Here is a 25806-nt window from a genome sequence, read left to right as displayed (position 1 = left end):
CGTCGTGAGGCGGGAGTGGGACTGCGGACTCAGCGCGAGGCCACCAGGGCCGCTCGCGCGAGGAGCTGGAGCACGCGAGCGCGCAGGACAGGGTCCTCGCGAGCGCGCAGGGACAGGGCCTGGAGGGCCTGGACGACGACGGGGCCGCCATCGAGCCGACGCTCCAGCAGGTTCGCCACGAGCGACTCGGAGCCGGGGCGCAGCGTGCCGCCCACGACGACGTCGCGCAGCATCGTGAGCGAGGCCGCATCGAGCGGATGCTCCCGCAGCGAGTCGAGCGCCGCGGCCTGGACGCGCTGCTCGGGCGCGCGCGCCAGGTGGAGGAGCGTGGCGGTGGCGTCGGGGCTGGGCGTCTTGCGCAAGGCGGTGGCGGTGGCCTCGCGCACGCCCGGGTCGGCCGCGTCGGCGAAGGGCAGCACGCGCGCGATGTTCTCGGCGAGGCCCGCGTTGCCCAACGCTCGGAGGTACGTGCGCTGCGCGTCGGGAGCTCGCGCGCTGGCGAGCCCCTCGGTCAGCACCTGGTTGTAGCGCGCCACCACGGTCGGATCCGCGTCCACGCTCAGGTGTCCCACCACCGCGCCGAGCGAGTGGGCGCTGGCATCGCGCAGGTCCGTGTCGTTCTGCGTGATGGCCGTGGCGAGGTGCTGGGCGACGAAGTCCGCCGTCTCGGGAGTCGGGTGCGCCACGAGCCCCAGGCGTTGGAAGAGCAGTCCATGCGCTTGTGGCGTGCGGCGCGCGGCGGGGTCATCGACGAGGCGACGCAGCTGGGCCTGGGCCTCGGCGTGGCCCGCGCCCACGAGCAGGTCGAGCACCAGCGCTTGCCCCGAGGGCTCGGTGCCCGGGTCCTGGAAGTAGACCGCCAATTCCTTGCATCGCTCGGGATGGAGCATCAGCAGGCCCGTGGCGCGCCACAGCCAGCGGCCGTTCTCGGGCATCTCGCCCGCGTTGCCGTGGGTGAACAGGTCGTTGAGCAGCGTGTCGAAGGTCAGCCCGTCCGCGCGCTGGGTCAGCAGCTTTTCTTCGGCGTCCGTGGACGTGTACATCGCGCCGGGCTGGCGCACCTCGGAGCGCGACGCGAGGTCCAACTTCCCGGTGGACTCGAAGCGCGTCACCGCGCGCAGGTGGAGTTGGAAGAGCTCGCGCGTGTCCAGGCCGTCCTCCGCCTCGGCGCGCACCGTCTCTTGATGGATGACGTCGGTCAGGTGTCCTTCGGGCGCGAAGGTGAAGCGGGCTTCGGACGTCACCGTGTGCGGCGGCACACCGGCAGGCGCGCTGTGGAGCTGCGTGTAGAGGCCCCGCGTGCGACGCAGCGTCAGCGACGCGTCCGGCTCCATCGCGTAGTGCGCGGGCACGTGGCCCAGGGCCGTGGCCTCGGCCGAGTCCCAAGCCCCGGCGCGCGCCTGGACCTCGGTGGCGGGGAGCGAGGGGAACGTCTCGGTGATGAGCCATTGGAGCGATTGCTTGAAGAGCTCCGGCGCATCCGGCGCGAAGCGAATGGCGCGGAGCGTGCCCCGCGGGCTCAGCTCCACCCACGCCTCGTGTCCACGGAAGGCCGCGGTGACGGAGGCTTCGTCAGGCAAGACATCCTGGCCCTGGAACTCCAGCGCGTGCTCCGCCACGTCCTCGAGCGCGGCGCCGAGGACGAACCCGTCGTCATTCCGTTCGAGCGCCCGCAGCACGAGCGTGCCGGAGAGCCGCAGCTGGGCCTCCAAAAGCGAGGGCGTCCCCTGGCCCTGCGGCAGCAGGCTCGGGACGCGCTGGAGGCTCTGCCAGTGCAACGCATAGGCGTAGCGCGTGCCGGGGACCCAGTCTGGCTTCACCGCGAAGCCTGTCGGCGCGCGAGCGGAATCCAGGCCGAGGCGCGGGAGGAAGACGATCCCCAGGGCGAACAGGAGGGTGGCCGCCACGAGGGCGACGAGAGAGGAATTGCGGAGCATGGAAGGTCCTCGGGCGAGGCGGTGGGGCAGGGGCCCCGGAGCGCGAGGGAGCGCTCCGGGGCCAGGGACTGCGACTGCGGAGCTGCCGCTAGCGGAGCGAGGCCAGCGGCGTCTCGAACGAGTCGTTGAACAGCGTCGTGTGGTAGGCGAGGCCCGCCCACGAGGCCAGCTCGAGCTCACCGTACTGAGGGCCGAGCGTGGCGAAGACGACGACCCGGCCAGACAGCGCCTCCAGGTTCAGACCCAGCGACGTGCCCGTGTGCAGCACGAGCATGGACGGGAATGTCGGGTGGCTCGGCGACGTGACGTAGAGGCCCAGCTGACCCGTGAGCGGGATGTCCGCGCGCACCAGGTTGAGGGTGCCCATGACGCCCGCCGTGGCGATACCCGGCAGGCCCACGGTCACGGAGGCAATCGCATCCAGCCGGGCGAACGGCGTGACGTTGCCATTGAGGTCCACGCCCACGGTGTCGTTGACGCAGTCGCGCGCGACGCCACCATTGAGGCCGAGCTGCAGGCCCACGGCGCCGTTGAGGCCCGCCGTCACCGTGACGGGGATGAAGACGACCACGAACGTGCCGCTGGCCGAGAAGATGGTGCCAGCGCGCGACGGGCTCGCCGAGACGTTGAAGCGCGCGGGGAAGTGCTGATCGTACGGGAAGGGCGCGATGTCCATGCCCAGCACGCGCAGGTTGGCCTGCAGGTGCACGCTCGCGGTCTCGGTCTCGCCCAGGGCGCTCGCGTTGATGACCTCGGCGCGGCCTCCGAAGACGACGGCGTTCGCGCTGAAGCGCCCATACAGTCGCAGGTTCGCGTCACACAGCCGGGCTCCTCCCGTGTTGATGCCCAGGGGCGCGGCGCCGAAGTCCAGGCCCCAGCCTCCGGCATAGTCATACGCGAGCCCGAAGGTGTCGTTGCCCAGGAGGCTGTTGCCGCTGCGCTCGGCCCCGGCGCGGCGCAGGCCGGTGGAGGGGTCGACCGGCGTGATGTTGCCCACGAGCTGACCGGCGTAGCGGGTGAGGTACTCATCCAGGAGGGCCACGTTGAGGGTGTGGTCGCCCTTCAGGCCCTCGATGCCCAGCTTGTCCGAGTTGCGCACGAAGCTGTCGGGCCCGAAGTCATTGGCCGTGAGCGTCAGGCAGCGCTGGTAGTCCGCCTGCCGGCGCGGGAACATCGCCGCGTCGAGCATCTTCTTGTAGCGGCGCGGAGACCAATCGCACTTCGTGTTGGCCGCGAGATTGAGGCAGCCCTGCTTGGCGCCACTCTCGAGGCTGCGCTCGATGGCGGCGTCCATCTCATACAGGCTCTTGGCGGTGACCTGGTTGAGCTCCTTGGGGTCCACATCCGCGGCCTTCATGCGAGCCAGCTCAGCCTGGTAGAAGCTCCACGCCTGGGCTCGGCGGTCGAGCAGCGCGGCGAAGTCCTCTTGCTGTGCCTGGAGGTTGTTCAGCTCGTCCACGTGGTAGTTGGCGAGCGACGCGGCCAGGGTCTGGTGCCACTTGTCCGTGGCGACGAACCACGTGCGGCCCTTGGGGTTGACCTGCTTCAAGAGGCTGTCGCTAAAGACATACGCCGTGGTCCCGTCGGGGTAGGGCCCGGGGGCGAACAGGTAGTACGCGTTCTTCTCCAGCCGCTGCGTCGACCAGATGGGCGCGAGCGTGTTGCCGGACCGGTCATACAGCTTGCGGTCCGCGATGCCGCCTTCCGCGGCATTGGCCGCGTTGAACACGGCGAGGTAGTCCGTGCCGAACTGGCCCGCGCGTGCCTCGAAGCGGCTGTAGTCGTTGTACTTCTCGTCGACGTATTCCTGGCACGAGGTGACGGCCTCGCCGTTCCCACTCCACTTGCTCAGCAGTTCCTGCTGGAGCTTGTCTCCCTCGTCGAGGTTCTTGAACTGCTTGCGATACAGTTGCTGGTTCTTGAGGACGGTGCCCGCGAAGGTGTCCTCGAGGCCGGAGAGCTGATCCTTGGACGGGTCGCGCGCCAGGTAGCTGGTGGTGACGACCTGTCCGCCCATGGAGGCAGGGAGCTGGGACGAGCGCTTGGGGAAGGTCGAGAGCTTCTTCTTCCACTCCGCGGAGAGGATATCGCCGCACTTCGTCTGGCTTTGCTGCCCGCAGGAACTCTGCAGGAAGTCCATCTGCTGGCAGAGGGCCACCGTGGGGGTGGGGCACGTCTCGGCCAGCGCGGTGCTGCCGTGGAGCAGGGCCATCACGGAGGCGCCCGCCCACCAGACGCGGTGCGGTCGTGCCTTCAAGAGAGAGGCGAGGGTCGTATGCATGTGTCGTCCTGTTTGGGTCCGCGGCTCATCGAGCCGTGACGGGGCCCAAAGCAGGGCGCGTGCCGAATCACGGCACGGTGGCTTCTCCCTCTAGGGCAGAGAGATGGACGGGCACGGCGTGTTGCCGCGAGGGCAACCCCTCGAAGAACCCATGTTGTCTCGCGAGCAACATGGCCACGAAAGGGATTGGGCCCCAGTCCCGCGAGGCGAGGCCGTTTCGCCGCGACTACTCGTGAGCGCCAACGGGCGCAGGCGTTCCCGCATCGTCAGCCAGACGGGGCGCGACGTTCGCGGGGGCCGCTTGGGCGTGGGGAAGCGTGCCCGCGTCGTGCGCGCTCAAGCTGTGAGCAGGAGAAGGCGAAGTGCCCGCGTCATGCGCGGACTTCTCCGTTGGGCGCGCAGGCCGTGTCTCCGGGCGCGGTGTCGTCACGCCGCTCGGAGCGCCGAGCGCCGTCCCCGCCTCCGAAGAGGGCGGACGTCCTCCGGTGGGCACGGTCGCACCGCGCGAAGGCACCACGGGCGTCGCAGGGGAGCCCGCGCCAACGGGATTCGGGCGCACCGCGGGAGACGCTGTGCCGGGCGTGCTCGGACGCTGTGCCGGCACCGTCGGCGAGTTGGCGCTGGACGGAGTCGGAAGGTCGGAGGGCAGGAGCGTGTCCTCGCGAGAGCCCGTCGCGCTCGGTGCGCCGGGGAGCGCGCTGTCACCCGCGTCCGTGAGCGCGCCGTCCTCTGACGCAGGCCCTGGATGCGCGGCGTGCCCAGGATCCGAATGGACTTGAAGCGCGAGCCGAGTCACGTCGAGCGCCCGCTCCGTGTCTCCTCCGAGCCACGTGACGACCACGGCGCAGGGCGAGTCATCGTCCCAGGCCACCACCTGCGTCATGCCTTGCACCGGGTTGCGGCGAGCCGCGGCGCGTCCCAGGGCGGGCACTTCGATGCCTCCCGCGTTCAGCGTGGGCTCAAGCAGCGCATGCACGTCCGCGGTGGCGTAGTGCTCCTGGCAGTCATAGACGATGGACACCGTGGTCTCGGGCTCCGCCGCCGAGCGGAAGGTGCACACCGGGCCGCACGTCGGACACGCGCGCGACTCCTTCACGGTGAAGCCGTTGAGGGTCAGCTCGCGCACGTCGGCTGGGAACAGGGTCTCGCAGCCAGGCATCGTCACGGTGGCGGGACGGCCAGGCACCGAGGTCGCACCGGCGTCCGGCTCCGTGACCGCGCGCGGCTTGCACGCGCCGAGCGCCAACGCGAACAACAGTGCGCCCCGTCCAACCCTCATCCCGTCGTCTCTCCTCGGTTACGCACCGAACGCGGGCGCGGATGGTAGACCGGGGAGGGCGCCGCGTGGCCACCCATTGGTGGGGGCCCGTGGCGGTTTTGCGGAGGGCGACGCATGGCCGGCCGGCCAACGGGCGAGCCACCCTCGTTTCCCTGGTGCGCCGTGGACTAAGCTGCCGGCCGCGTTCCCATGCGTGCCCCCCGACTCCTCCTCCTGCCGGCTCTCCTCCTCGGAACGCTCGTGCGCGCGCAGACGCCCGCGCCGCCGAGCCCATCGGGAAGCCGCGCTCCCGCGGAGTCACCCGGGCCCAGCGCCGTCCCCGATGCCGAGTCGTGGCAGGCGTATCCCGGACCGGTCTCGCCGCTCCCCGAGGCGCACGCCACGGAGGCGCCCCCACTCGCCGCACCCGAGGGGCCACCTCCATCGACCTTCGTCGTTCCCGCGCCGAAGACGCCCCCCGTGGAGGAGGCGCTCCCGCCCAGCCCGCCGCTGGAGCCCAATCGGCTGGGACTCCTCGGCGCCCGCTCCTCGGGCTCGGGGCGGGTCGTGGTGGGGCTGATGGTCGGCTTTCCGCTCTTGTCCCTGCGCGCGGTGGTGGGCGTGCTCCCCCGGCTCGACGTGGCGCTGGGGTTGGACAGCCTCTACGGAATGATGAACGAGGGCCGGGTGGGCGCGCGCCTCACGCTGCTGGATGGCGTGGACAACGGTCGCGCGGCGCTGGGGTTCGTGGTGGAGGGCGGCCGCGCGCTGTTCCTCCGCCCGGCCGAGACGGAGGAGCGAGGCGCGCGCTACCTGAGCGGGCGCCGCAACTGGAACCTCCAGTCCGGCGTGGTGGCGTCATGGCAGGGACAGTCGCCGCGCGCGAAGCGGTTGTTCCTGGACCTGCGCTACCAGCTCGCCTGGGACACCGAGCCCGTCCAGCGCACGCCTTTGGGAGGCCTGCCCCCCGCGTCGACGACGACGGGCACCTTCCTCGCGCGCGCGGGCTTCGAGTCGCCCATCACCGCGAGAACTTCCTACGTGTTGTCCTTCGGCGGCGACTTCCACAGCCGCGCGGAGGGCAGCGCCTCGTTCATGCCGGCGATATCCGTCGGCGTGGTCTCGGCCCTCTGGTGAGGCCCGCTTTCTCCACGACAAGAGGTCATCCATGCGCGGCAGTGTGATTGGCTCTGGCTCATTCGGTACGGCGCTCGCGAACGTCCTCGCGGTCAACTGCGAGCGCGTCCAGCTCTGGGGGCGCGAGCCGGCCACCGTCGAGGCCATCAACACCCGGCACGAGAACGCCACCTACCTCCCAGGCATCCCCATCTCCGAGCGCGTGCACGCCACGACGAACCTCGAGGAGGCGCTGACGGGCTCGGAGCTGGTGGTCCTGGCCACGCCCAGCCACGCCACGCGCGAGGTGATGGCGCGCGCCAAGGCGTTCCTGCCGCGCCACGTGCCCATCATCACGGTGTCCAAGGGCATCGAGAACGAGTCGCTCCTCACCATGACGGAGCTGCTCGAGGACTGTCTGCCCGAGGAGTTCCACCCGTACCTCGCGGTGCTCTCGGGCCCCAGCTTCGCCAAGGAGCTGGCGCGCCGCATGCCCACGGTGGTGACCATCGCGTCGCACTGGGACAAGGTGGCGCTGCGCTGTCAGAAGGCCCTGCAGACCGAGACGTTCCGCTCGTACACGTCCAACGACGTGGTGGGCGTGCAGTACGGCGGCGCGCTGAAGAACGTGATCGCCATCGCGGCGGGCATGGCGGACGGCCTGGGCATGGGCCACAACGCGCGCGCGGCCATCATCACGCGCGGGCTGGCGGAGATCACCCGCCTCGCGGTGCGCAAGGGCGCCAACCCGCTGACGCTCTCGGGCCTGTCGGGCATGGGCGACCTGGTGCTTACCTGCACCGGTGAGCTCAGCCGCAACCGTCACGTGGGCATGGAGCTGGGCAAGGGCCGCAAGCTCCCGGACATCCTCTCGCAGATGAAGGAAGTGGCCGAGGGCGTGAAGACGGCCAAGAGCGCGCGCGACCTGTCGGTGAAGACGGGCGTGGAGCTGCCCATCTGCCATCAGGTGTACTTGATTGCCTACGAGGACAAGAACGCCCGCACGGCCGTGGTGGACCTGATGACGCGCCAGCCGAAGTCGGAGCTGGCGGGCGTCTGAGCGGGGAGGGCGCGGACCTTCAGGCCCGGCGCACGTTCGCGTCGGGCGCCGCGCCACGCACGCGCCACACGGTGAGCCGCTGGGAGTTGGTGTGGCTCAGCACCATGCCCTCCTGCTGCATCTGCTCCAGCAGGCGGTTCGTCTTCAGGCGATCCAGTCCGACCGCCTTGGCCAGCACGTCGCCGGGCAGGCCGCTGATGTTGCGCCGCAGCTCGTTGACGATGGCCTTCTTGAACTGGTTCTTCTGGAGGCCGTCCAGGTCCTGCGTTCTCCACGCCTGGAGGATGCCGGCGGCGATGATGACGAGCGTCAGCACCGCGATGGCGGGGTAGATGATGTGGCTGTTCTGCTCCAGGAACTCGAAGTACTTCGGGGACAGGGACGAGACCGGCTTCACGTACTGCGGTCCCGGGTCCTGTCCCGGCAGCCCTTCAATCTGAAGCGTCAGCAGCGGGACGAGCAGGCTGAGCGGATTGGACACGGCTCCCCGACTCTAGGGGAGCCCTCCTCCGCTCGCAACCCGCCCACCCTCAGACGACGCCGATGGCCTCGGAGGCGCCTTCCGCGAAGAGCGTGGTGTCCGCCTTGGCCAACAGGGACTCCAACCCATCGCGTCGAGCCGCGCTGATGGCCACGCCGCCGCGCGAGCGCAGCAGCGCCTCCAGGTCCTCGGGCGACACGAGGTCCGCCTTGTTCCAGACCATGAGGCGCGGCTTGTCCATCAGCCCCAGCGACTCGAGGATGGCCTCCACGGCCTCCACCTGCTCGTCGCGCGCCGGGTCTCCCGCGTCCACCACGTGCAAGAGGAGGCTCGCGTCGTAGAGCTCCTCCAGCGTGGCGCGGAAGGCAGCGACCAGGTCCTTGGGCAGGTCCCGGATGAAGCCCACCGTGTCGGTGATGATGACCTCGCGCTCCGTGGGGAAGCGCAGGCGGCGGCTGGTGGGGTCCAACGTGGCGAACAGCTTGTTCTCCGCCAGCACCTCGGACTGCGTGATGGCGTTGAGCAGCGTGGACTTGCCCGCGTTGGTGTAGCCGACGATGGAGATGACGGGCAGCTCGCGCCGATTGCGCTGGGCTCGGCGCACGCTGCGCTCGCGGCTGACCTGGTCGATGCGCTTCTCCAGGTGGGTGATGCGGTCGCGCACGCGGCGGCGATCGATCTCCAGCTTCGTCTCGCCGGGGCCGCGTCCGCCGATGCCACCCGCGAGCCGGCTGAGCGAGTCGTCGCTCTGCACCAGTCGAGGCAGGCGGTACTTGAGCTGCGCCAACTCGACCTGGAGCTTGCCCTCGGCGCTCTGCGCGCGCTGCGCGAAGATGTCGAGGATGAGCTGCGAGCGGTCCAGCACCTTGAGGCTGGTCGCCTCGCCGATGTGGCGTCCCTGTGACGGGGTGAGGTCCTTGTCGAAGATGAGCAGGTCCACCATGGACTGCATCGAGCGCAGGTTGAGGTCCTCCAGCTTTCCGCGCCCGATGAGGTAGCGCGGGTCCGCCTCGCGGCGAACCTGGAGCACGCTGTCGATGACCTCCACGCCCGCCGTGCGCGCCAGTTCCTTCAGCTCCGCGAGGCTCGCCTCGGCGCGCGCCCGGTTTCCATCCAGACACACCGCCACGAGGATGGCCTTCTCCCGGCCGCTCACCGCGCGCGCGGCGGCCTTGCGACTGAACTCGTCCTCCAGCGCGTTGAGGGTGGCCGCGAGGTCGGGCTGCTCGACGTGCACGCTCGGCAGGGTGGTGACCTGCCAGAACTCGCCGGTGCCGTTCTCTGGCACGAGGTGGGCGTAGTGCAGCACGCCCGGCAGTCCCTCGTCGCCCACGCCAATGGCGGCCACGCAGTCCAGGCGCAAGAGCGCGAGGTCCGTGAGGTCGTCCTTGGTGAGGGGCTCGCTCTTCAGGTGGGTGTGGACCAGCCGGAGGCCACGCAGACGCACCTGCCCGGCGCGCGCGCGGCCGATGTCCGGCAGCTCCAGCTTGTGGGCGTTGCCCACGACGACGTCCTCGATGTCTCCCTTGCGGTTGATGAGCACGCCAATCTGCCGGTTCGTCTCACGCGACAGCTCGGTGAGGTGGCGGGCGAGTTCGGGCGACACGATTTCATGCGGCGACACGCGGCGCCGGTAGGTGTTGCGCAGCCGGTGCTGCTCGTTCGCCTTGAGACCCAGGGTGTTGCCGAAGATTTCCTTCAAACGTTCGCTCTCCTGGCCGGGGCGAGTGGCCCGAGCCCCTTCCGGAACTTCCGATGGACCGGCGCCCGGTGGGTTTCATGACGGAACCCCTCCGGAATACCCGTGACCCCTGACAACACACGGGACGCGCGCGTCCTTTCCGTTTCCGTCCTACGCTGCTCGACGTGAGCGTATCCGGACGCAAGGCCCTGCGTGGGGCTCGTCGCGTGGTGGTGAAGATTGGAACCAATGCCCTGACGTCCACGACGGGCCGGTTCAACCGTGAACACTTCGAGGCCCTGGGGCACGACCTGCTCTGGGCCGCGCAAGGCCGCGAGCTGGTGGTGGTGTCCAGCGGCGCCATCGCCTTGGGCGTCGAGCGGCTGGCGCTGCCCTCCCGCCCCAAGGACATCCCTGGCAAGCAGGCGTGCGCGGCGGTGGGGCAGAGCCGCTTGATGCAGGCCTACGAGGAGACGTTCGGTCGCGAGGGACGGGCCGTGGCCCAGGTCCTCCTCACCCACGAGGACGTGCAGGAGCGCCGCCGCTACCTCAACGTGAAGCACACGCTGGAGCGGCTGCTGGGCGCGGGCGTGGTGCCCGTCATCAACGAGAACGACACCGTGTCGGTGGACGAGCTGAAGTTCGGCGACAACGACACCCTGGCCGGTCTGGTGGCGGGCGTGGTGGAGGCGGATGCCCTGGTCCTGCTGTCGGACGTGGAGGGCCTGTTCACCGCGGATCCCCGTCGTGATGACACCGCGCGCCTGATGGAGTCCGTGGAGGCCGTGACGCCCGACGTGCTCGCGCTGGCCGGTGGCACCTCCAGCGGCGTCGGAACAGGCGGGATGATGACCAAGGTGCGCGCGGCGGGGCAGGTCGCCGAGTTGGGCATCCCGTGCGTCATCACCTCGGGCGCGGTGCCCGGCCGGCTGAGGGCCGTGTTGGAAGGCGAGCCCGTGGGCACGCTCTTCGAGCCGTCTGGCGGACGCCGCAGCGCGCGCACCGCCTGGATTGCCCACGCGCTCCGTCCCCGAGGGCGCATCCAGGTGGATGCAGGCGCGCGCGAGGCCATCGTCCACCACAAGCGCAGCCTGCTGCCAAGCGGCGTGCGGGGCGTGGACGGCGACTTCGGAAGAGGGGACCCCGTGGACCTCGTGGACGGGACGGGTCACGCCTTCGCGCGGGGGCTCAGCGCCTACGACGCCAACGAGCTTCGCCGCATCGCGGGCCGCCACAGCTCGGACATCGAAGGGGTGCTGGGCTACCGCTACCTGGATGAGGCGGTGCACCGCGATGACCTGGCGGTGCTCTAGGCCGGATGGCCGCAGGGGTCCCTCCTACATGGAGCAGGAGGCGGAGGTGACCGTGCCGTTGTCCTCGCCGAGGTCCATGAGCGCGCGGAACTCAGGCGAGTCCACCTTCATGAGCAGCAGGGAGACTTCCAGCTCGCCCGGTACCCGGCCGAGCTGAAGCTTGCGCTCCTGGCCGTGCAGCAGGGCCAGCTCGGAGTGCCCGTGGGCCTCCGGCAGTGTGAGGTCCAGCTCCAAGCGGAAGGAATTTCCCTCCCCCTTGGGTGTCAGTACCAGGCTGTAATCGGGGACGAGCGCGCCCGGGATGCGGCGCTCGGCACGGAGGATGCGGCCGGACTCGCCCAGCAACTTCGGCTGCGCGATGAGCCGACCGTCCCGCCGGACCTCGAGAGCGAAATAGAGGGGCTCGTTGCGAGCGAGCGCGGGCGTGCCGACGAAGGCAAGCACCACCAGCACCAGGCCGGCGGCCCACTTCAGGAGGAGGGGGGTGTGATTCACGGTGGTCCCTCGGGAAGCAACTGTCCGTCGCGTCGGCCTCGCGGCGGGCAGCCAGTGTGCGCCTGCCTCCTGGCGCTTCTCAAATCGTATACGGCCTAGGAATATCCCAGTCGCAGGCCGATCGCGAGCCCCACGTCCAAGGTCGTCCGATGCTTGCCGAACGAACGGGCTCGCACCTTGCGTTACCTGCTTGCTTGTTCAGGTATTGGGGGCTACGGATCGCCCCGTGCAAACCCGCGCCCCAGGTTTTTCCACGTCCTCACGCCCGGCTACTCGCGGGTCCCTTGATCTCCCGGGTCCTGTCCGTCATCGTCGCCGGTCTTCTCGAATGGACCGCACGGAACGCATCCTCGACCTCGTGGCCCTGCTGCTCGACGCCCGTGAACCCACCTCGTGGGCCGAGCTTCGGGAGCATTTCCCGTCCGACTACGGCGGCTCCGATGACGCGGCCGAGCGAAAGTTCGAGCGCGACAAGGCGGAACTTGTCGAGCTGGGCTTCCCGCTGACCTACGTCCAAGGAGACGACGAGCGGCGCGACGGCTACATCGTCGACCGCGACGCCTACTACCTGCCCGAGGCGGACCTCTCCAAGGAGGAGCTGGCCGTCCTCTACGCGGCGGGTTCTGCCGCGCTGGCCTCTGGAGCCTTCCCCGGTCGCGACGACCTGGCGCACGCGCTGCGCAAGATTGGCTTCTTCGCCGGCGAGTCGCTGCCCACCCCGCGCGTGCGCATGGAGCTGGGCGCGGTCCAGGAGGGCCAGGAGAAGGAAGTCTCCGCCCGCCTGGAGCAGCTCTGGGACGCCTGCGCCACGCACAAGTGGGTCCAGCTCGTCTACGCGAGCCCCAAGCATCCGAGCGTCACCGAACGCCGCGTGGACCCGTATGGGCTCGCGCTGCGCCGTGGCGTCTGGACGCTCGTGGGACACTGCCACCTGCGCGGCGGTCTGCGCGCCTTCCAGGTCCACCGCATCCGCGAGCTGAAGGTGAACACCGCCAAGCCGCGCACGGCGGACTTCGAGGTGCCGGCGGATTTCTCGCTCGACGCGCACGTGGCGTACTTCCCGTGGCAGCACCGCATCCACGCGATGGAGGAGGTCGTGCTGCGGCTGTCCGGCGCGCTGGCGTCTCGCGCGGCGGGGCTGTTCCCCGGCGCCGTGCTCGAGCCCGCTGAGGATGGCGTCGTGCGGGCGCGCCTGCCCGTCACCTATCTGGACGGCCTCATCCGCTTCTGCCTCTCGCTCGGGGCCGACTGCCGGGTGGAGTCACCCGAAGGGGCTCGGTCGCGGCTGCGCGACATGGCCACGCGGATTGTGGAGAAGCACGCCCCCGAGGTCGGGGACAAGGTGAGCGCATGAGCAACGTCCACGAGCGGCTGCGCCGCCTCTTGTTCCTCGTCCCGTATGTGTCCAAGCACCCCGGCGTGACGGTGGAGGCGCTCGCCCGCGCCCTCAACGTGAGCCGCGAGGACCTGCTCGAGGAGCTGGACCTGCTCACGTGCGTGGGCCGGCCGCCCTTCAACCCCGACGACTACATCGACATCTACGTGGACAACGACCGTGTCTACGTGGACCTCGACCAGCGCCTCTTCGCGCCGCCCCGGCTGACCGCGGGTGAGGCCGCGGCCCTGGCTGCTTCGGCGGAGCTGCTCCGCCCGGCCACCGGGGACGCGCTGCGCAGTGCCCTCCAGAAGCTGGAGGGCATCATCCCGCCCGCCGCGCTGGAGCGCTTCCGCGGCATGTACCGGAAGATTGACGCCTCCGCCGAGGCCCCCGAGGCGCTCGGGCCCCTCACGCGGGCCATCCTGGAGCGGCGCGAGGTGACGTTCGACTACGCCAGCCCGGGACGCCCGTCGGAGCCGCGCCAGGTGCGACCCTACGAGCTGCTCAGCCACCGCGGGCAGTGGTACCTCCAGGGCTTCTGCCACACGCGCCAGGACGCGCGCCTGTTCCGGCTGGACCGCATGGAGGCCCTGGCCGTCACGGACACGGCGTTCGAGCCGCCCCCCAATGCCCGGGCGGACGTCCCCAACCCCGCCCGCAGCCGCACCGAGGCGTCCGTGCGGGTGCGCTTCTCGCCCATCGCCGCTCCGTACGTGAAGGAGCGGTTCGGCCGGGATGCTCGCCCGCTCTCGGATGGGGGCGTGGAGGTGATGGTCGCCGGAGACAGCGAGCGCTGGCTCACGCAGTGGGTGTTGTCCTTCGGCGGTGAGGCGGAGGTGATGGAGCCTCTGGCCGCCCGAGCCGCTGTTGCCCGCGCGGCACGTGCCTCTCTTGGCTAAATTCGCTAGGCTTATTGAAAGCTCATGGCCTTCCAGCTGACGATCTCCGAGGGAAAAGATGCTGGCAAGGAGTTCGTCTTCGATCAGGACTCCGTGCTCATCGGTCGCACTTCAGAGTGCGATGTCGTGCTCTACGACCCGGGTGTGTCCCGCCGCCACTGTCGCATCTTCCTCGAGGGAGATGGCTACATCGTGGAGGACGCGGGCAGCTCGAACGGCACCGTCGTCAACGGTTCGCAGGCGACGCAGCACCCGCTCGCGGACGGCGACACGCTGACGCTGGGGCCGGTGACGTTCGTCTTCGCGCTGGCGCAGGACTCCACGACGGGCGAGGAAGAGGTCCCCGCCCAGGACGAGTCGAACAGCACGCGCATCGTCTCCGTCGACTCCCTGAAGCAGAAGCGCAACAAGGGCGGTTCGGCGCTCGCGCCCGCGGGGGCCGAGGAGCAGGAGCTGTCGAGCATCCGCGAGCAGTCCACGCGCATGGACCTGGCCGCCGTGCGGCCTTCCCGCTCGCCTCCGTCCCAGTCGGGTGGAAGCGGAAGTGGGAGCCGTGCCGCGTTGGCGAAGGCGGCCCCCTCGGGTCCTCCGGCGACGCGTCGGCCCGCGGGTCCGGCGGCGGTGGCTCGGGCGGCGCCCGCGGCGAAGGGCGGCGGGCTGTCCGCGGCGGATCGCGCGCGCATCCGTCGTGAGTCGCCGGGCCTCGTCGCCAACCTCCGCCTGTTCTGGGCGGAGGCGAGTTCGACGGTCCGCACGTCCATCATGGGCGGTGGCGTGGCTGTGGTGCTCGCGCTGTTCGGCGTGGCGTACTGGCTGGTGCTTGGCGGCAATGGCGACAAGCAGGCCAAGGGCGAGGAGCCCGTGCGCCTGAGCCAGCAGCCCATCGGCGACTCGTTCGGCCTGGGGCCTGACGTGACGTGGAACCGCCCGGACATGAAGGTGTTCGAGTGGGAGTACACCGCCGCGACGCGCGCGGTCGTCATCCTCCACTACCAGTCCCAGAACATCTCCAAGGACGAGGTCGTGGTGAGCGTCAACGGCGTGGACGTGGGCAAGGTGCTCCCGGACACGCTGGGCAGCATGGACCGCTCGCTGGAGCTGATGATTCCGCCGCAGCAGCTCAAGAAGGGCGAGCCCAACCGCATCATCTTCGACAACACGAAGAACCCTCCTGGCGAGGACACCTGGCGCATCTGGAACGTCTGGGTGGAGAAGGCGCTGCTGCCGGAGCTCCCGCCCGCGCAGCTCGTGCAGGCGGCCTCGGACTCGTACAAGCGCGGGCGCAAGAACTTCGACACGCCGGACATCGGCGCGCGCAACCGCTACGAGGCGTGGAAGTCCTTCCGCGAGGCGTGGCTGATGCTGGAGGCCCACCCGGATCCGAAGCCCGACCTCTACTTCGAGGCGCAGGAGCGCATGAAGGCGGCGCAGCAGGAGCTGGACCGCACCTGCTCCAAGCTGCTGCTGGAGGTGGAGGGCTACTACAACCAGGGCAACTACAAGGCCGCCGCCTCCACGCTGGACCACATGAAGGAGTACTTCCCCGAGTACGACCAGCCCTGCGCCACCCGCGCGGAGAACAAGCGCATCGAGTACGGGCTGTAGTCCGTCCGGTTCGAGACAGCGCAACGGGCCTCGGGTCGCTGAAGCGACGGTCGCGCAGTTGCCGCGCCGTCGCGTCGTCCGCACCGTTGCCGCACCATGCGCGAGCTGGAGGTGCGGCACGAGACAGCCCCGGCGGTGGACGTCGACACGCCCCGTCCGGAGTGGAGCCCGGGCGTCTCCAGTCGGCTCTTGGCCCGGCACTATCTGCCTCGCGGCCACTCCATTCTCGGTGGCAACGCGTGTCAGCTCCTGCGTGACGGGGTGGAGGCGTATCCGGCGATGCTCGCGGCCATCCGCCGCGCGCGCCGGTACGTGCGGCTGGAGACGTACATGTTCATGGCCGATGCGGTGGGGGAGCTGTTCGGCCAGGCGCTCACCGAGGCGGCCGAGCGCGGCGTGCACGTGAAGGTGCTCTACGACGCGGTCGGCTCATGGACCCGTCGGCGCGGCTTCTTCGAGTCGCTGCGCCAGCGGGGCGTGGACATCCGCCCGTTCAAGCCGTTCAGCCTGTCGCGGGGCCTGCGCCACCTGCTGACGAGAGACCACCGGAAGATCCTCGTGGTGGACGGCGAGGTGGCCTTCACCGGTGGGGTGAACATCGCGGAGCACTGGGCGCCCGAGGGCGAGTGCGCTCCGTGGCGCGACGACGTGCTGCGAATCGAAGGGCCCGCGGTGCATGAGCTGGAGCGCTGCTTCCTGGCCACGTGGCGCATGATGTTCCAGGACCGCTTCCAGCGCTGGGCCGGAGGGCGGCGCCGCCGGAGAGCCACGCCGCGCGCGGGCAACGTGAGCCTGGCGGTGCTCTCCAGCCGTCGCAGCATCCACCGCGCTTATCTGCACGCCATCCACCGCGCGCGCCGCAGCGTCCTCATCGCCGCGGCCTACTTCGTGCCGGATCGCCGCATGGTCTCGGCGCTGCGAGACGCGGCCAAGCGGGGCGTGGAGGTGCGCCTGTTGCTCAACGCGCGCAGTGACCATCCCCTGCTGGAGCACGCCACCCGGGCCTTCTACGAGTCGCTCCTGTCCGCGGGCATCCACATCTTCGAATGGACGCGCGGCGTGCTCCACGCGAAGACGGCGGTGGTGGACGGGGCCTGGGGCACCATCGGGTCGTTCAACCTGGAGCGGTTGAGCCTCGCCTTCAACCACGAGGTGAACGCGGTCTTCGCGGACGCTCGGTTGGGCCAGGAGCTGGAAGGCGCCTTCCGCACCGACTGCGAGGCCTGCCGCGAGGTCCGCCTGAGTGACTTCCGACGCCGTCCGCTGTGGCGCAAGGCGCTGGAGCGCATGCTCCAGTTCATTCACGGGCTGCTCTGAATTGTATCTCCATTGAATTCAGGCTGAACGTTGTTTCCGGATTGTTTTGAAGGACGCATACTTGGAGTGAAGGCCCGATGACCGGGTCCTCGTCCTCCTCGAGGTGCATCCATGTCGACGAAGCTGATGAAGGGGCTCCTGGCCGTTGCGACGCTGGTCCTCCCCGCTGGCAGTGCGTTCGCGTTCTGCATGGATGGGGATGTCTTCACGTGCCAGTGCCCGAATGGCACGCAGAGCGTGGCGTACTGTGAGAACAACCGGAAGGGCCCGTGCCAGTGTGGAAGCTTCGCTCCGGTGACCGAGGCGACGCCCGCGAAGGCTGAGGTCAAGGCGGACGAGGCGCTCGTCTGCGAGGGGCCTTCCACGCAGCCCGCCCCTGCCGCGGCGAGCACCCAGAGCTGATTTCCAGACGTGCCGTGGGCGGGGAATTCCACCCCGCCCGCGGTCCTCGTGACGTCCTCGCCGGGACGGACCGTCCGCTCACTGTCGGGGCTCGCAGGAACCCTTTGCAAGAGCGGGGAGAGGGGCCTAGAAGTCGCGGCATCCCGGCACGGAAGGACGGCAAGGAACATGACGGATAGCTTCGGCACGAAGGCCCAGCTCAAGGTGGGCGCGGCCACTTACGACTTCTTCAGCCTGGCCAAGCTGGCCAAGGCGAACCCCTCGGTGAACCGGCTGCCGTTCTCCCTGAAGGTGCTGCTGGAGAACCTGCTGCGCAACGAGGATGGGCGCGTGGTCAAGCGCGAGCACATCGAGAAGATGCTCGCGTGGGACCCCAAGGCGCAGCCCGACGTGGAGATCTCCTTCCACCCCGCGCGCGTGCTCCTGCAGGACTTCACGGGCGTGCCCGCCGTCGTGGACATGGCCGCCATGCGCGAGGCGCTCGCCTCCATGGGCGGTGACCCCGCGAAGATCAACCCGCGCAACCCGGCCGACCTGGTCATCGACCACTCGGTGCAGATCGACTCCTTCGCCACCACGGCGGCCTTCAAGGAGAACGCGGAGCTGGAGTTCGAGCGCAACCGCGAGCGCTATGCGTTCCTGCGCTGGGGCCAGAGCGCGTTCAAGGGCTTTGGCGTCGTTCCGCCGGACATCGGCATCTGCCACCAGGTCAACCTCGAGTACCTGGCCCAGGTGACGTTCCGTCAGGGCACCACGGTGTACCCGGACACGCTGGTGGGCACGGACAGCCACACCACGATGATCAACGGCCTGGGCGTGGTCGGCTGGGGCGTGGGCGGCATCGAGGCCGAGGCCGCGCTGCTCGGTCAGCCCATCACCATGCTGATTCCGCAGGTCGTGGGCTTCAAGCTCACCGGCCAGCTGCCCGCCGGCGCCACCGCCACGGACCTGGTGCTCACCGTCACGCAGATGCTTCGCAAGAAGGGCGTGGTGGGCAAGTTCGTGGAGTTCTTCGGCCCGGGGCTCAAGAGCCTGACGCTGCCGGACCGCGCGACCATCGCGAACATGGCGCCCGAGTACGGCGCCACCATCGGCTTCTTCCCGGTGGACGAGGAGAGCCTCAACTACCTGCGCTTCACCGGCCGCCCGGATGACGTGGTCGCCCTCACCGAGTCCTACGCCAAGGAGCAGGGCCTGTGGCGCAAGGATGACGCGCAGGACCCCCTCTTCAGCGACACGCTGGAGCTGGACCTGGCCTCCATCGTGCCCAGCCTCGCGGGCCCCAAGCGTCCGCAGGACCGCGTGCCCCTGAAGGACATGAAGGCCGGCTACGAGAAGTCGCTCGTGGAGATGCTGGCCGCGGGCAAGAGCAAGGGCGAGGACGACGAGGGCGGCGGCAAGGCCAAGGCCCCCGCGGCCCCCGTGCCGCCGGAGCGGCTGGCCCAGGCGGTCACCGTGAAGAACGGCCGGGAGAGCTACCAGCTCGGCCACGGCGCGGTGGTCATCGCGGCCATCACCTCCTGCACCAACACGTCCAACCCGGCCGTGCTGGTGGCCGCGGGCATCCTGGCGAAGAACGCCGTGGAGCGCGGCCTCAAGCCCAAGCCGTGGGTGAAGACGAGCCTGGCCCCGGGCAGCCGCGTGGTGACCGAGTACCTGCGCGACGCCGGCCTCCTGCCGTACCTGGAGGGCGTGGGCTTCCACGTCGTGGGCTACGGCTGCACCACGTGCATCGGCAACTCGGGCCCGCTGCCCGAGACGGTGTCCAACGCCGTCACCGAGGGCGACCTCGTGGTGGCCGCGGTGCTCTCCGGCAATCGCAACTTCGAGGGCCGCATCAACCCGCACGTGCGCATGAACTACCTGGCCAGCCCGCCGCTGGTGGTGGCCTACGCGCTGGCCGGTGAGGTGGGGCTGGACCTGGACACGCAGCCCCTGGGCATCGACCCGAACGGCCGCCCCGTGTTCCTCAAGGACATCTGGCCGAAGGACGAGGAGATCCGCGCGGCCATCAAGTCCGCCGTGAAGCCCGAGCAGTTCCGCCACCAGTACGCCAACGCGATGGAGGGCGACACGCTCTGGAAGCAGCTCCAGGTGAGCAAGGGCTCCACGTTCCAGTGGGAGCCCAAGTCCACCTATGTGCGCAAGCCGCCCTTCTTCGAGAACCTCCCGAAGGAGCCCAAGGCCACGCAGGACATCAAGGGCGCGCAGGTGCTGGCGCTCCTGGGTGACTCCGTGACGACGGACCACATCTCGCCCGCCGGCAACATCGCCAAGGCGAGCCCCGCGGCCAAGTACCTGATGGCCGAGGGCGTGGAGCCCAAGGACTTCAACTCCTACGGCGCGCGCCGCGGCAACCACGAGGTGATGGTGCGCGGCACCTTCGCCAACATCCGCCTGAAGAACCTGCTCGTCCCGGGCGTGGAGGGTGGCGTCACCGTCCACATCCCCACCGGCGAGCAGATGAGCATCTACGACGCCTCCATGAAGTACCAGGCGGATGGCAAGGCGCTGGTGGTGCTGGCCGGCGCCGAGTACGGCACGGGCTCCAGCCGTGACTGGGCCGCCAAGGGCACGCAGCTCTTGGGCGTCAAGGCGGTCATCGCCAAGAGCTTCGAGCGCATCCACCGCTCCAACCTCGTGGGCATGGGCGTGCTCCCGCTCCAGTTCGAGGCGGGGCAGGACGCGCAGTCGCTCGGCCTCACGGGCCGCGAGACGTTCGAGATCACCGGCATCGCGGACAACCTCGCCCCGCAGAAGAAGCTCACGGTGAAGGCCACGGGCACGAACGGCACCAAGGAGTTCACCGCCGTGTGCCGCATCGACACGCCGAACGAGCTCGACTACTACCGCCACGGCGGCATCCTGCAGTTCGTGCTGCGCCAGCTCGCCAAGGCGTAAGGCGCGCGGTGCGCTGACGCCTCCGGGCGTCTCATCCTCGGCCCGGTGTGCCCTCGTGGCGCGCCGGGCCGTGGCGTTTCCAGGGCCCGCCTTCGCTGCACGTGCTCACGGGGCGCCGCGGCGACTTCACGCGCCCCTGCACGAACGAGGGGTCGTCAGGTCTCCAGCAGCCGCGACCACGCGGCGCGGTAGCGTGCGAGCCGCTCCAGGTCCTTCTCGGTGACGGCGCTCAACCGGCGCACGTCCATGTTGTCCTCCAGGTCCGCGAGCTTCACGCGACGGGCGAGCGGGTGGGGCCGCAGCCGCTCGATGAAGGCCTCGTAGCTCTCGCTCTTGCGGCGCGTGAGGCAGTCCAGCGCGCTGAGCACGTCCTCGCCGTAGCCCAGCTCGCGGAGCTTCTCGGGCGTGTAGGGCGTGTCCTCGACAACGTCGTGGAGCACCGCGACGGTGCGCTCGAGGTCCGAGTGCACGCGGAACATCACCCGCAGCGGGTGGAGGATGTAGGGCTGGCCCGCCTTGTCGCGCTGGCCTCGGTGCGCCGCCGTGGCGAGCGAGATGGCATCTTCGAGTGTGGGCATGGGCGAAGTATGCCGCGCCCGCGCACGGAGCGGTGGAGACGAAACGACACGGCCCGGCGCGCCACGAGGGGCGCACCGGGCCGCGAGATGCTGCATCGGAGCGGAGCGCGGTCTCAGGGGGCCGCGGCGCAGCGGGCCGGATCCACGTGGCGGCACTCGTGCTGGTCACGCGTCAGCGGCAGCTCGTAGATATTCTGGAGCACGTCGCTGCTCTGGCTCACGTCCACCGTGGTGGCCTGCTTCTTCCCGGGCTCCTGGAGGACGGTGCTGTACTTCACCTTGCCACCCGGAGACACCATCACCGCCGTGGCGGGCTCCGGAGGCGGCGCCAGCACCGAGCGCTCCTGGTAGCGCACGTAGCCTCCCGACTGCTTGAAGGACGCGGCGCAGTTGGGCGCGCCCGTGATGAAGTCCGCCTGGAAGAACCGGCTCTTGGCCGAGGAGTTGCTGCACACCGCGCTGTCGTTGGACGGGTAGAGCGAGTTCCACAGCGTGCAGCTCGCCACGGTGGACGCACCGCCCGCCGTCTTGTGCGACAGGCCATCGGTGTACTCAAGGAACCAGCCCGCGCCCGAGCGCGTCGCCATGCTGCCCGTGCACGCGCCGGTCACCGCGCACGTGGTGTTCGTCACGTCCACCAGGTCACCCGCGGTGGGGCTCGCGCTGTTCCGGTCCGTGAGGCGCCGGTCGTCGAAGGCGCTGGCCGTCAGCGGGCCGCCCGCCGAGTACGTGGTGAGGTTCTCCTCGAACGTCTGGTTGGGACCGCCGTAGACGCGCACGCCATAGAAGCGGTTCTTGCCCAGGCCCGTCAGCGCGGCTCCGGGGATGGTGAGGTCCAGGTCCGAGTACATCGTGTCGGACGTCGAGGTGACCTCGCAGCGGAAGAATCCCTCGGGCGTGCGGCCGCAGGCAGCGGACTTCGGGCGCAGGTTCACGTAGCCGCCCGCGGGTCCGCCTGGGCAGCCCAGCACCTGCTCCTTGGTGAACGAGGCCGTCACCACCGTGTCGCCCGGGTTGCCGCAGTCCGGCTGCGAGGAGCTGCCCACCGAGAGGTCGGCCGTGTTGAGTTCCCCCGACTGCCAGAGGTGCCGCGAGTGGAGGACGTTGAGTCCCTTGCGGTTGACGGCGTAGTCCGTCTCCACCTGCGTGCACTGGTACTTCGCGCAGGCCTGGGGATTGTCGAAGCGGCAGCCGCCCGCGTTCGCGTCGAGCAGCGAGTAGCGGTCACCCGTGCCCACGAGCGCGCGCATCACACCCTCGTCCGCCTGGATGCCGATGGAGGGCACGTAGAAGAAGGGCGACACGTTTCGGATGCTGTTGCCGCCGCCTCCTCCCGTCGCGTCGCGGTCCTGCTGGAAGGCTCGGGCCGCGCTCCAGTTGCCGATGAGCTTCGTGGTGGTGTCCACCACGCCCACCGTGGACATGCGCGCCACCCAGAGCTGGCCGCGCATGTCGCCGAACACGGCGGTGTCGAAGAAGCCGTCCGCCTCCACGCGACCCTTCGCGCCGAAGTCCACCAGCGCGACGGGGGCCACCACGCCGTCGGTGAGCGCACGGCTCGGGCTGGCCTGCTGGCCGGTGGCGTTCGGGTTGAACTCGAACTTCCACCAGAGGTTGTCACCTCGGCCGTTCACCTGCGGCTCCCACGCATCCACCATGTACACGCCGCGGCCCTTCTCCTGAGAAGGAGACCAGCCGCCGGACAGCGCCACCATCCAGCGCTCCTGGGCGGAAGTGCCGTAGCGGGTCGGATCCGATGAGGTACCCGCCACCAGCAGAGGGCCCACGGGCGGCGGCTTGGGGCTGAGCGCGAACAGCGTCTTGCCGAACAGCGCGGCCTCCGCAGAGTCCGGCTGGGGATACATCCACCGCAGCTTCGGGGCCTGGAACTGGTTGGTCGCGTCCGCCGTCAGCTCCAGCGCGAGGTAGTGAACGCCGCCGCGTCCCTCGGACAGGATGGCCAGCGTGTGGAACTCGTTCGACTGCTTCTTGCTGTCGCTCGGCGTGCCGCCGGAGCCGTCCGCCCAGATGTCGCGGACCATGATGTCGCCGTCCACGTAGTAGTTGTGGCCGGACGCCAGCTCGTGCAGGCGCGACAGGAGGTCGGGGGGAATGAAGGCCCAGACCTCGTCACCCGTGCTGGGGGTATAGGACACCATGGGGAGGCCGCTCACGCAGGTCTCCGAGGCCGTGCTGTCCCGGAACGCGTGCAGCATGCCGTCGTTGGCGCCCACCAGCACGAGCTTGTCGCGCAGGCGGTAGCGGTTCAGGAACGCGTCGTAGGCATCCACGGTGAGCGTGTTGCCGCAGCGGGAGATGCTCTCGTTCTCGAGCGGCGTGGCGACCACGCCCAGTTGCTGGCTGTAGAGCGTGCGTGCGCACTGGTTGTGCAGACCCAGGTCGCAGATGAACTTGTCCACCGGCGGATCCACCACCACGGGGGACGAGTGGAAGATGTCGCCCAGCACGGAGATGCGGGGCTCGGTGCGGTTGTTGTCCTCGTCCTCGTCGGCCAGGTCTCGTCCGCGCACGTACTCGATGAGCGTGCGGACACAGAGGGAGTCGAGCCACGCCTGATCAATCACCGAGGGCACGGTGAGGCCCACCGCGGTCGCCGCGTCCGCGCGACTGAGCTTGAGGCTGCCCAGCAGGCTGCCGTCATCGATGTCCAGCGGCGAGGCGGCCAGGAGCTTCGGGCAGATGCCCGTGCCCAGCACGCCCAGGTAGTCCTGGAGGGTGGCCGCGTTGGCCTTGGAGAACTCGATGACCGCGTCGTCGGAGGTGATGCGGCCGTCGTGGTTCGAGTCCGTCACCGTGTAGATTTTTCGCGAGTCCGTGGTGCGCGCCAGCAGTCCCCGGCGGGCCTCCCAGTACTGGCGCGCGGGCGTGCTGCCGCCGTCCTTGACGAACGCGCCGTTGTTGTCCTCGACGACGACGTCATTGTCCTGGTCCACGACGAAGATGTCCGCCTTGTCGCCGTCGCCGTTCTTATCCACGTCCTGCACGAACTCGTTGAACTGGTTGAAGCGCCAGAGGTCGCCCTTCCACGCGGCGTTGGACTGGCCCGGGGCCAGACGCGGCATCAGGGCGCTGAGCGTGGAGTTTCCCGTCTGGAAGGACGAGATGGCGGCGGAGGCGAACGAGATGTTGCGGCTCTGCACGTCATCGACGATGGACTGGAGCGCCGTCTTGAGCTGGCTGGAGTTGGTGGCCGCGTAGAACTTGCCGGTGCCGGCCTGCGCCGTAGTGCGCAGCAGGTTGAGGGCCTGCGTGTTCGTCAGCGCGAAGCCGACGGTGTACGTGGCGACGGGCTGCACGCCGTCCAGCTCTGGGCGCATGTCGTGGGTGGCCATCCACTTGGCGATGCGGTGGATGTGGCTCTTGTCGCCGCCGCTCTTGTCGCCCTGGGCCGCCGCCGAGCAGTTCACGCACGGCACATCCAGGTCGCGGATGGTCGAGGGGGGCTGCGCGGAGTCGTCGCTCGGCTCGTTGGGCTCGCCGTCCGTCAGGAGGATGATGGAGTTGAAGCCGCACGTGAAGCAGATGGAGGACTGTCCCGCGGGGCTCGAGTCATTGAAGCCCGTGTCCGCCGGGTAGCTCGAGAACCAGCCCGGGAACGGATCCGTGCCGCTTGCGCTGGAGCGCATGTAGTAGCTGGCGCCCCAGAGCACCTGCGTGAGCGGCGTGGCGGTGTTGAACCGCAGGCCCGCGTTCATCTTGGTGAGCAGGTTGCCCCGGTAGGACGTGCGCGCCACCAGACTGGTGGAGTCCGTGCACGACGGACCGAAGGGCGCGAAGCGCACCACGTCCCAGCCCGACCACTTCACCGTGCCCGTGGCGCCGCTGCCGGCGGAGAAGGTCATGATGCCGAAGCGCGCGTTGGGCGAATCGTTGATGACCTGGGAGATGACGTTGACGGCCGAGTGGCCGCGCGGCGAGTAGAAGTTGAGGAAGTTGCCCGTGGCCAGGCGGCGGTCCGTCTTGTACTGGAAGTACCCGCGCGTCTGGAGGCACGCGCGGCACGCGGACAGCGCGCTGGCGGTGTTGCCCGTGACATCGTTGCACGCCGAGTCGATGTTGGTGTTGATGGTCGTGCCGGTGGGCGGCAGGTCGAAGCGCATGGGATTGTTGTTCATCCCGAAGCTGACCTGCCCCGCGCTGCCAGTGCCGTCGAAGCGGTAGAAGCTGGTGGGCTCGAACCAGTTGGACGTCTTGGTGTTCAGCGCCGTCCACATGCGTGGATACGTCACGCTCGCGTCGTAGTTGAGCGCGTTGATGTTCTCCTGGCGGCAGCCGGGGTCGGTGCCTCCGGACGACTTGTTGTACGTGTACGTGTCGTCGTTCTTCCAGGCGATGGGCCACTGAGCCATCGAGCCGGACGTGTCCAGGATGATGAGGATGTTGGGCGGGCCGCTGGGCGCGGTGAAGAAGCGTTCATCGCTTCCTCGCGCGGGGTTGAGCAGGCCGTCCAGGCGAGACGTGGACTGGAGGGTGCACGCCGCGGGGTCGAGCGCGTGCGCGGGGGGCGCGAGCAGGATGACCGCCAGCGCCGAGAGGGCAGACAGGAGAACCTTCATGGTGGCTCCGGTGGAAGGCGAAGGGGGTTACAGCCCGAATCGGAAGAGGAACTCAGTCTCGGCCTGACGTCCGCCGGGCTCGTCGCACATGACGACCACGCGGTAGTAGGCGCCGCCGAGCGGGCCCGCGCGCAGCGTATTGGCTGCGTCGCTGACCTGGGTGGAGGAGCTGCTGACAGTGCCCGAGGGGATGTCCGTGGCCGTGGCGATGCTGCCCACGGCTCCAATGTGACCGGTGCGCAGTGTGCTGCGCTCCGAGGCCGTCGCGTCATCTGGGAGCACCTGCTCCAGCTTGAGCTCCGTGATGGGGATGGGCGAGCCGAAGACGCGCAGCCGCGACAGCAGATAGCGCCGCGCTGTCTCCGAGCATGCGCTCGTGCGGTCGCCTCGGGCCTTGGCCATGGCGGCGGACTGGTTGCGGCCCGTGAAGGCGATGGCGCCCACGACGAGCAGCAGCAGCACGGCGATGGCGATGAGGGTGAAGGCCAGGGCGCTGCCCCGGCGGGAGGAAAGTCGTCGGTGCATGG

General features: G+C 69.6%; 18 protein-coding genes. 9 read left to right on the top strand and 9 right to left on the bottom strand.

Going from position 1 to position 25806, the window contains the following annotated elements:
* Positions 1-29: 29 nt before the first annotated feature.
* The 3 genes from JGU66_09900 to JGU66_09890 form a co-directional block, all read right to left on the bottom strand.
* Positions 30-1937, bottom strand: coding sequence for a HEAT repeat domain-containing protein (locus JGU66_09900; GenBank protein MBJ6761076.1), 1908 nt, complete (start codon positions 1935-1937; stop codon positions 30-32).
* Positions 1938-2025: 88 nt separating this feature from the next.
* A complete protein-coding gene (locus tag JGU66_09895) occupies positions 2026-4218 on the bottom strand; it encodes a hypothetical protein (protein MBJ6761075.1) in 2193 nt (730 codons plus the stop codon).
* 226 nt (positions 4219-4444) lie between these two features.
* A complete protein-coding gene (locus JGU66_09890) occupies positions 4445-5497 on the bottom strand; it encodes a hypothetical protein (GenBank protein MBJ6761074.1) in 1053 nt (350 codons plus the stop codon).
* A gap of 459 nt (positions 5498-5956) precedes the next feature.
* Between JGU66_09890 and JGU66_09885 the strand changes: the two genes are divergently transcribed.
* Positions 5957-6613 carry a hypothetical protein gene (locus JGU66_09885; GenBank protein ID MBJ6761073.1) on the top strand — a complete coding sequence of 219 codons (657 nt, stop codon included), beginning with the start codon at positions 5957-5959 and terminating at the stop codon, positions 6611-6613.
* 31 nt (positions 6614-6644) lie between these two features.
* A complete protein-coding gene (locus tag JGU66_09880; protein ID MBJ6761072.1) occupies positions 6645-7652 on the top strand; it encodes an NAD(P)-dependent glycerol-3-phosphate dehydrogenase in 1008 nt (335 codons plus the stop codon).
* Positions 7653-7671: 19 nt separating this feature from the next.
* Here the strand turns inward: JGU66_09880 and JGU66_09875 are convergent, their stop codons facing one another.
* Together JGU66_09875 and hflX are read right to left on the bottom strand one after the other, a co-directional pair.
* Positions 7672-8088, bottom strand: a complete 417-nt coding sequence (locus tag JGU66_09875) for a hypothetical protein (GenBank protein ID MBJ6761071.1) — start codon at positions 8086-8088, stop codon at positions 7672-7674.
* Between the two features lie 94 nt (positions 8089-8182).
* Positions 8183-9835, bottom strand: coding sequence for a GTPase HflX (hflX, locus tag JGU66_09870; GenBank protein ID MBJ6761070.1), 1653 nt, complete (start codon positions 9833-9835; stop codon positions 8183-8185).
* A 164-nt stretch (positions 9836-9999) separates the two neighbouring features.
* Here hflX and proB point away from each other — a divergent pair, with 164 nt between their 5' ends.
* Positions 10000-11127: a glutamate 5-kinase gene (gene proB / locus JGU66_09865; GenBank protein ID MBJ6761069.1), complete on the top strand. Its 1128-nt coding sequence runs from the start codon at positions 10000-10002 to the stop codon at positions 11125-11127.
* 24 nt (positions 11128-11151) lie between these two features.
* On the opposite strand, the gene JGU66_09860 is transcribed toward proB, so the two are convergent.
* The gene (locus JGU66_09860) at positions 11152-11622 is read right to left on the bottom strand and encodes a hypothetical protein (GenBank protein MBJ6761068.1); all 471 of its coding nucleotides are present in this window, start codon (positions 11620-11622) and stop codon (positions 11152-11154) included.
* A gap of 328 nt (positions 11623-11950) precedes the next feature.
* On the opposite strand from JGU66_09860, the gene JGU66_09855 reads away from it, so the two are divergent.
* The 6 genes from JGU66_09855 to acnA all read left to right on the top strand — a co-directional run bounded on the left by JGU66_09855 (position 11951) and on the right by acnA (position 20124).
* Positions 11951-12976: a WYL domain-containing protein gene (locus JGU66_09855; GenBank protein MBJ6761067.1), complete on the top strand. Its 1026-nt coding sequence runs from the start codon at positions 11951-11953 to the stop codon at positions 12974-12976.
* Positions 12973-13899, top strand: coding sequence for a WYL domain-containing protein (locus JGU66_09850; GenBank protein ID MBJ6761066.1), 927 nt, complete (start codon positions 12973-12975; stop codon positions 13897-13899). Before JGU66_09855 ends, JGU66_09850 begins: the two co-directional genes overlap by 4 nt.
* Positions 13900-13923: 24 nt before the next feature.
* Positions 13924-15504 (top strand): FHA domain-containing protein, encoded by a 1581-nt coding sequence (locus tag JGU66_09845; GenBank protein ID MBJ6761065.1) that lies wholly within the window; start codon positions 13924-13926, stop codon positions 15502-15504.
* Between the two features lie 96 nt (positions 15505-15600).
* Positions 15601-16821: a cardiolipin synthase B gene (locus JGU66_09840; protein ID MBJ6761064.1), complete on the top strand. Its 1221-nt coding sequence runs from the start codon at positions 15601-15603 to the stop codon at positions 16819-16821.
* 111 nt (positions 16822-16932) lie between these two features.
* Positions 16933-17223 (top strand): hypothetical protein, encoded by a 291-nt coding sequence (locus JGU66_09835; GenBank protein ID MBJ6761063.1) that lies wholly within the window; start codon positions 16933-16935, stop codon positions 17221-17223.
* Between the two features lie 168 nt (positions 17224-17391).
* Positions 17392-20124 (top strand): aconitate hydratase AcnA, encoded by a 2733-nt coding sequence (gene acnA, locus JGU66_09830; GenBank protein ID MBJ6761062.1) that lies wholly within the window; start codon positions 17392-17394, stop codon positions 20122-20124.
* Positions 20125-20279: 155 nt separating this feature from the next.
* On the opposite strand, the gene JGU66_09825 is transcribed toward acnA, so the two are convergent.
* From JGU66_09825 to JGU66_09815, 3 genes are all read right to left on the bottom strand, one after another.
* Entirely contained in the window at positions 20280-20702 is a 423-nt protein-coding gene (locus JGU66_09825) for a GTP pyrophosphokinase (GenBank protein ID MBJ6761061.1), read from the bottom strand.
* Between the two features lie 113 nt (positions 20703-20815).
* Positions 20816-25279, bottom strand: coding sequence for a pilus assembly protein PilY (locus JGU66_09820; GenBank protein MBJ6761060.1), 4464 nt, complete (start codon positions 25277-25279; stop codon positions 20816-20818).
* Between the two features lie 27 nt (positions 25280-25306).
* The gene (locus JGU66_09815) at positions 25307-25804 is read right to left on the bottom strand and encodes a hypothetical protein (protein ID MBJ6761059.1); all 498 of its coding nucleotides are present in this window, start codon (positions 25802-25804) and stop codon (positions 25307-25309) included.
* Between the last annotated feature and the right edge of the window lie 2 nt (positions 25805-25806).

Source organism: Myxococcaceae bacterium JPH2 (genome assembly GCA_016458225.1).
Classification (GTDB): Bacteria; Myxococcota; Myxococcia; order Myxococcales; family Myxococcaceae; genus Citreicoccus.
This window is presented reverse-complemented; position numbering and strand designations above follow the sequence as displayed.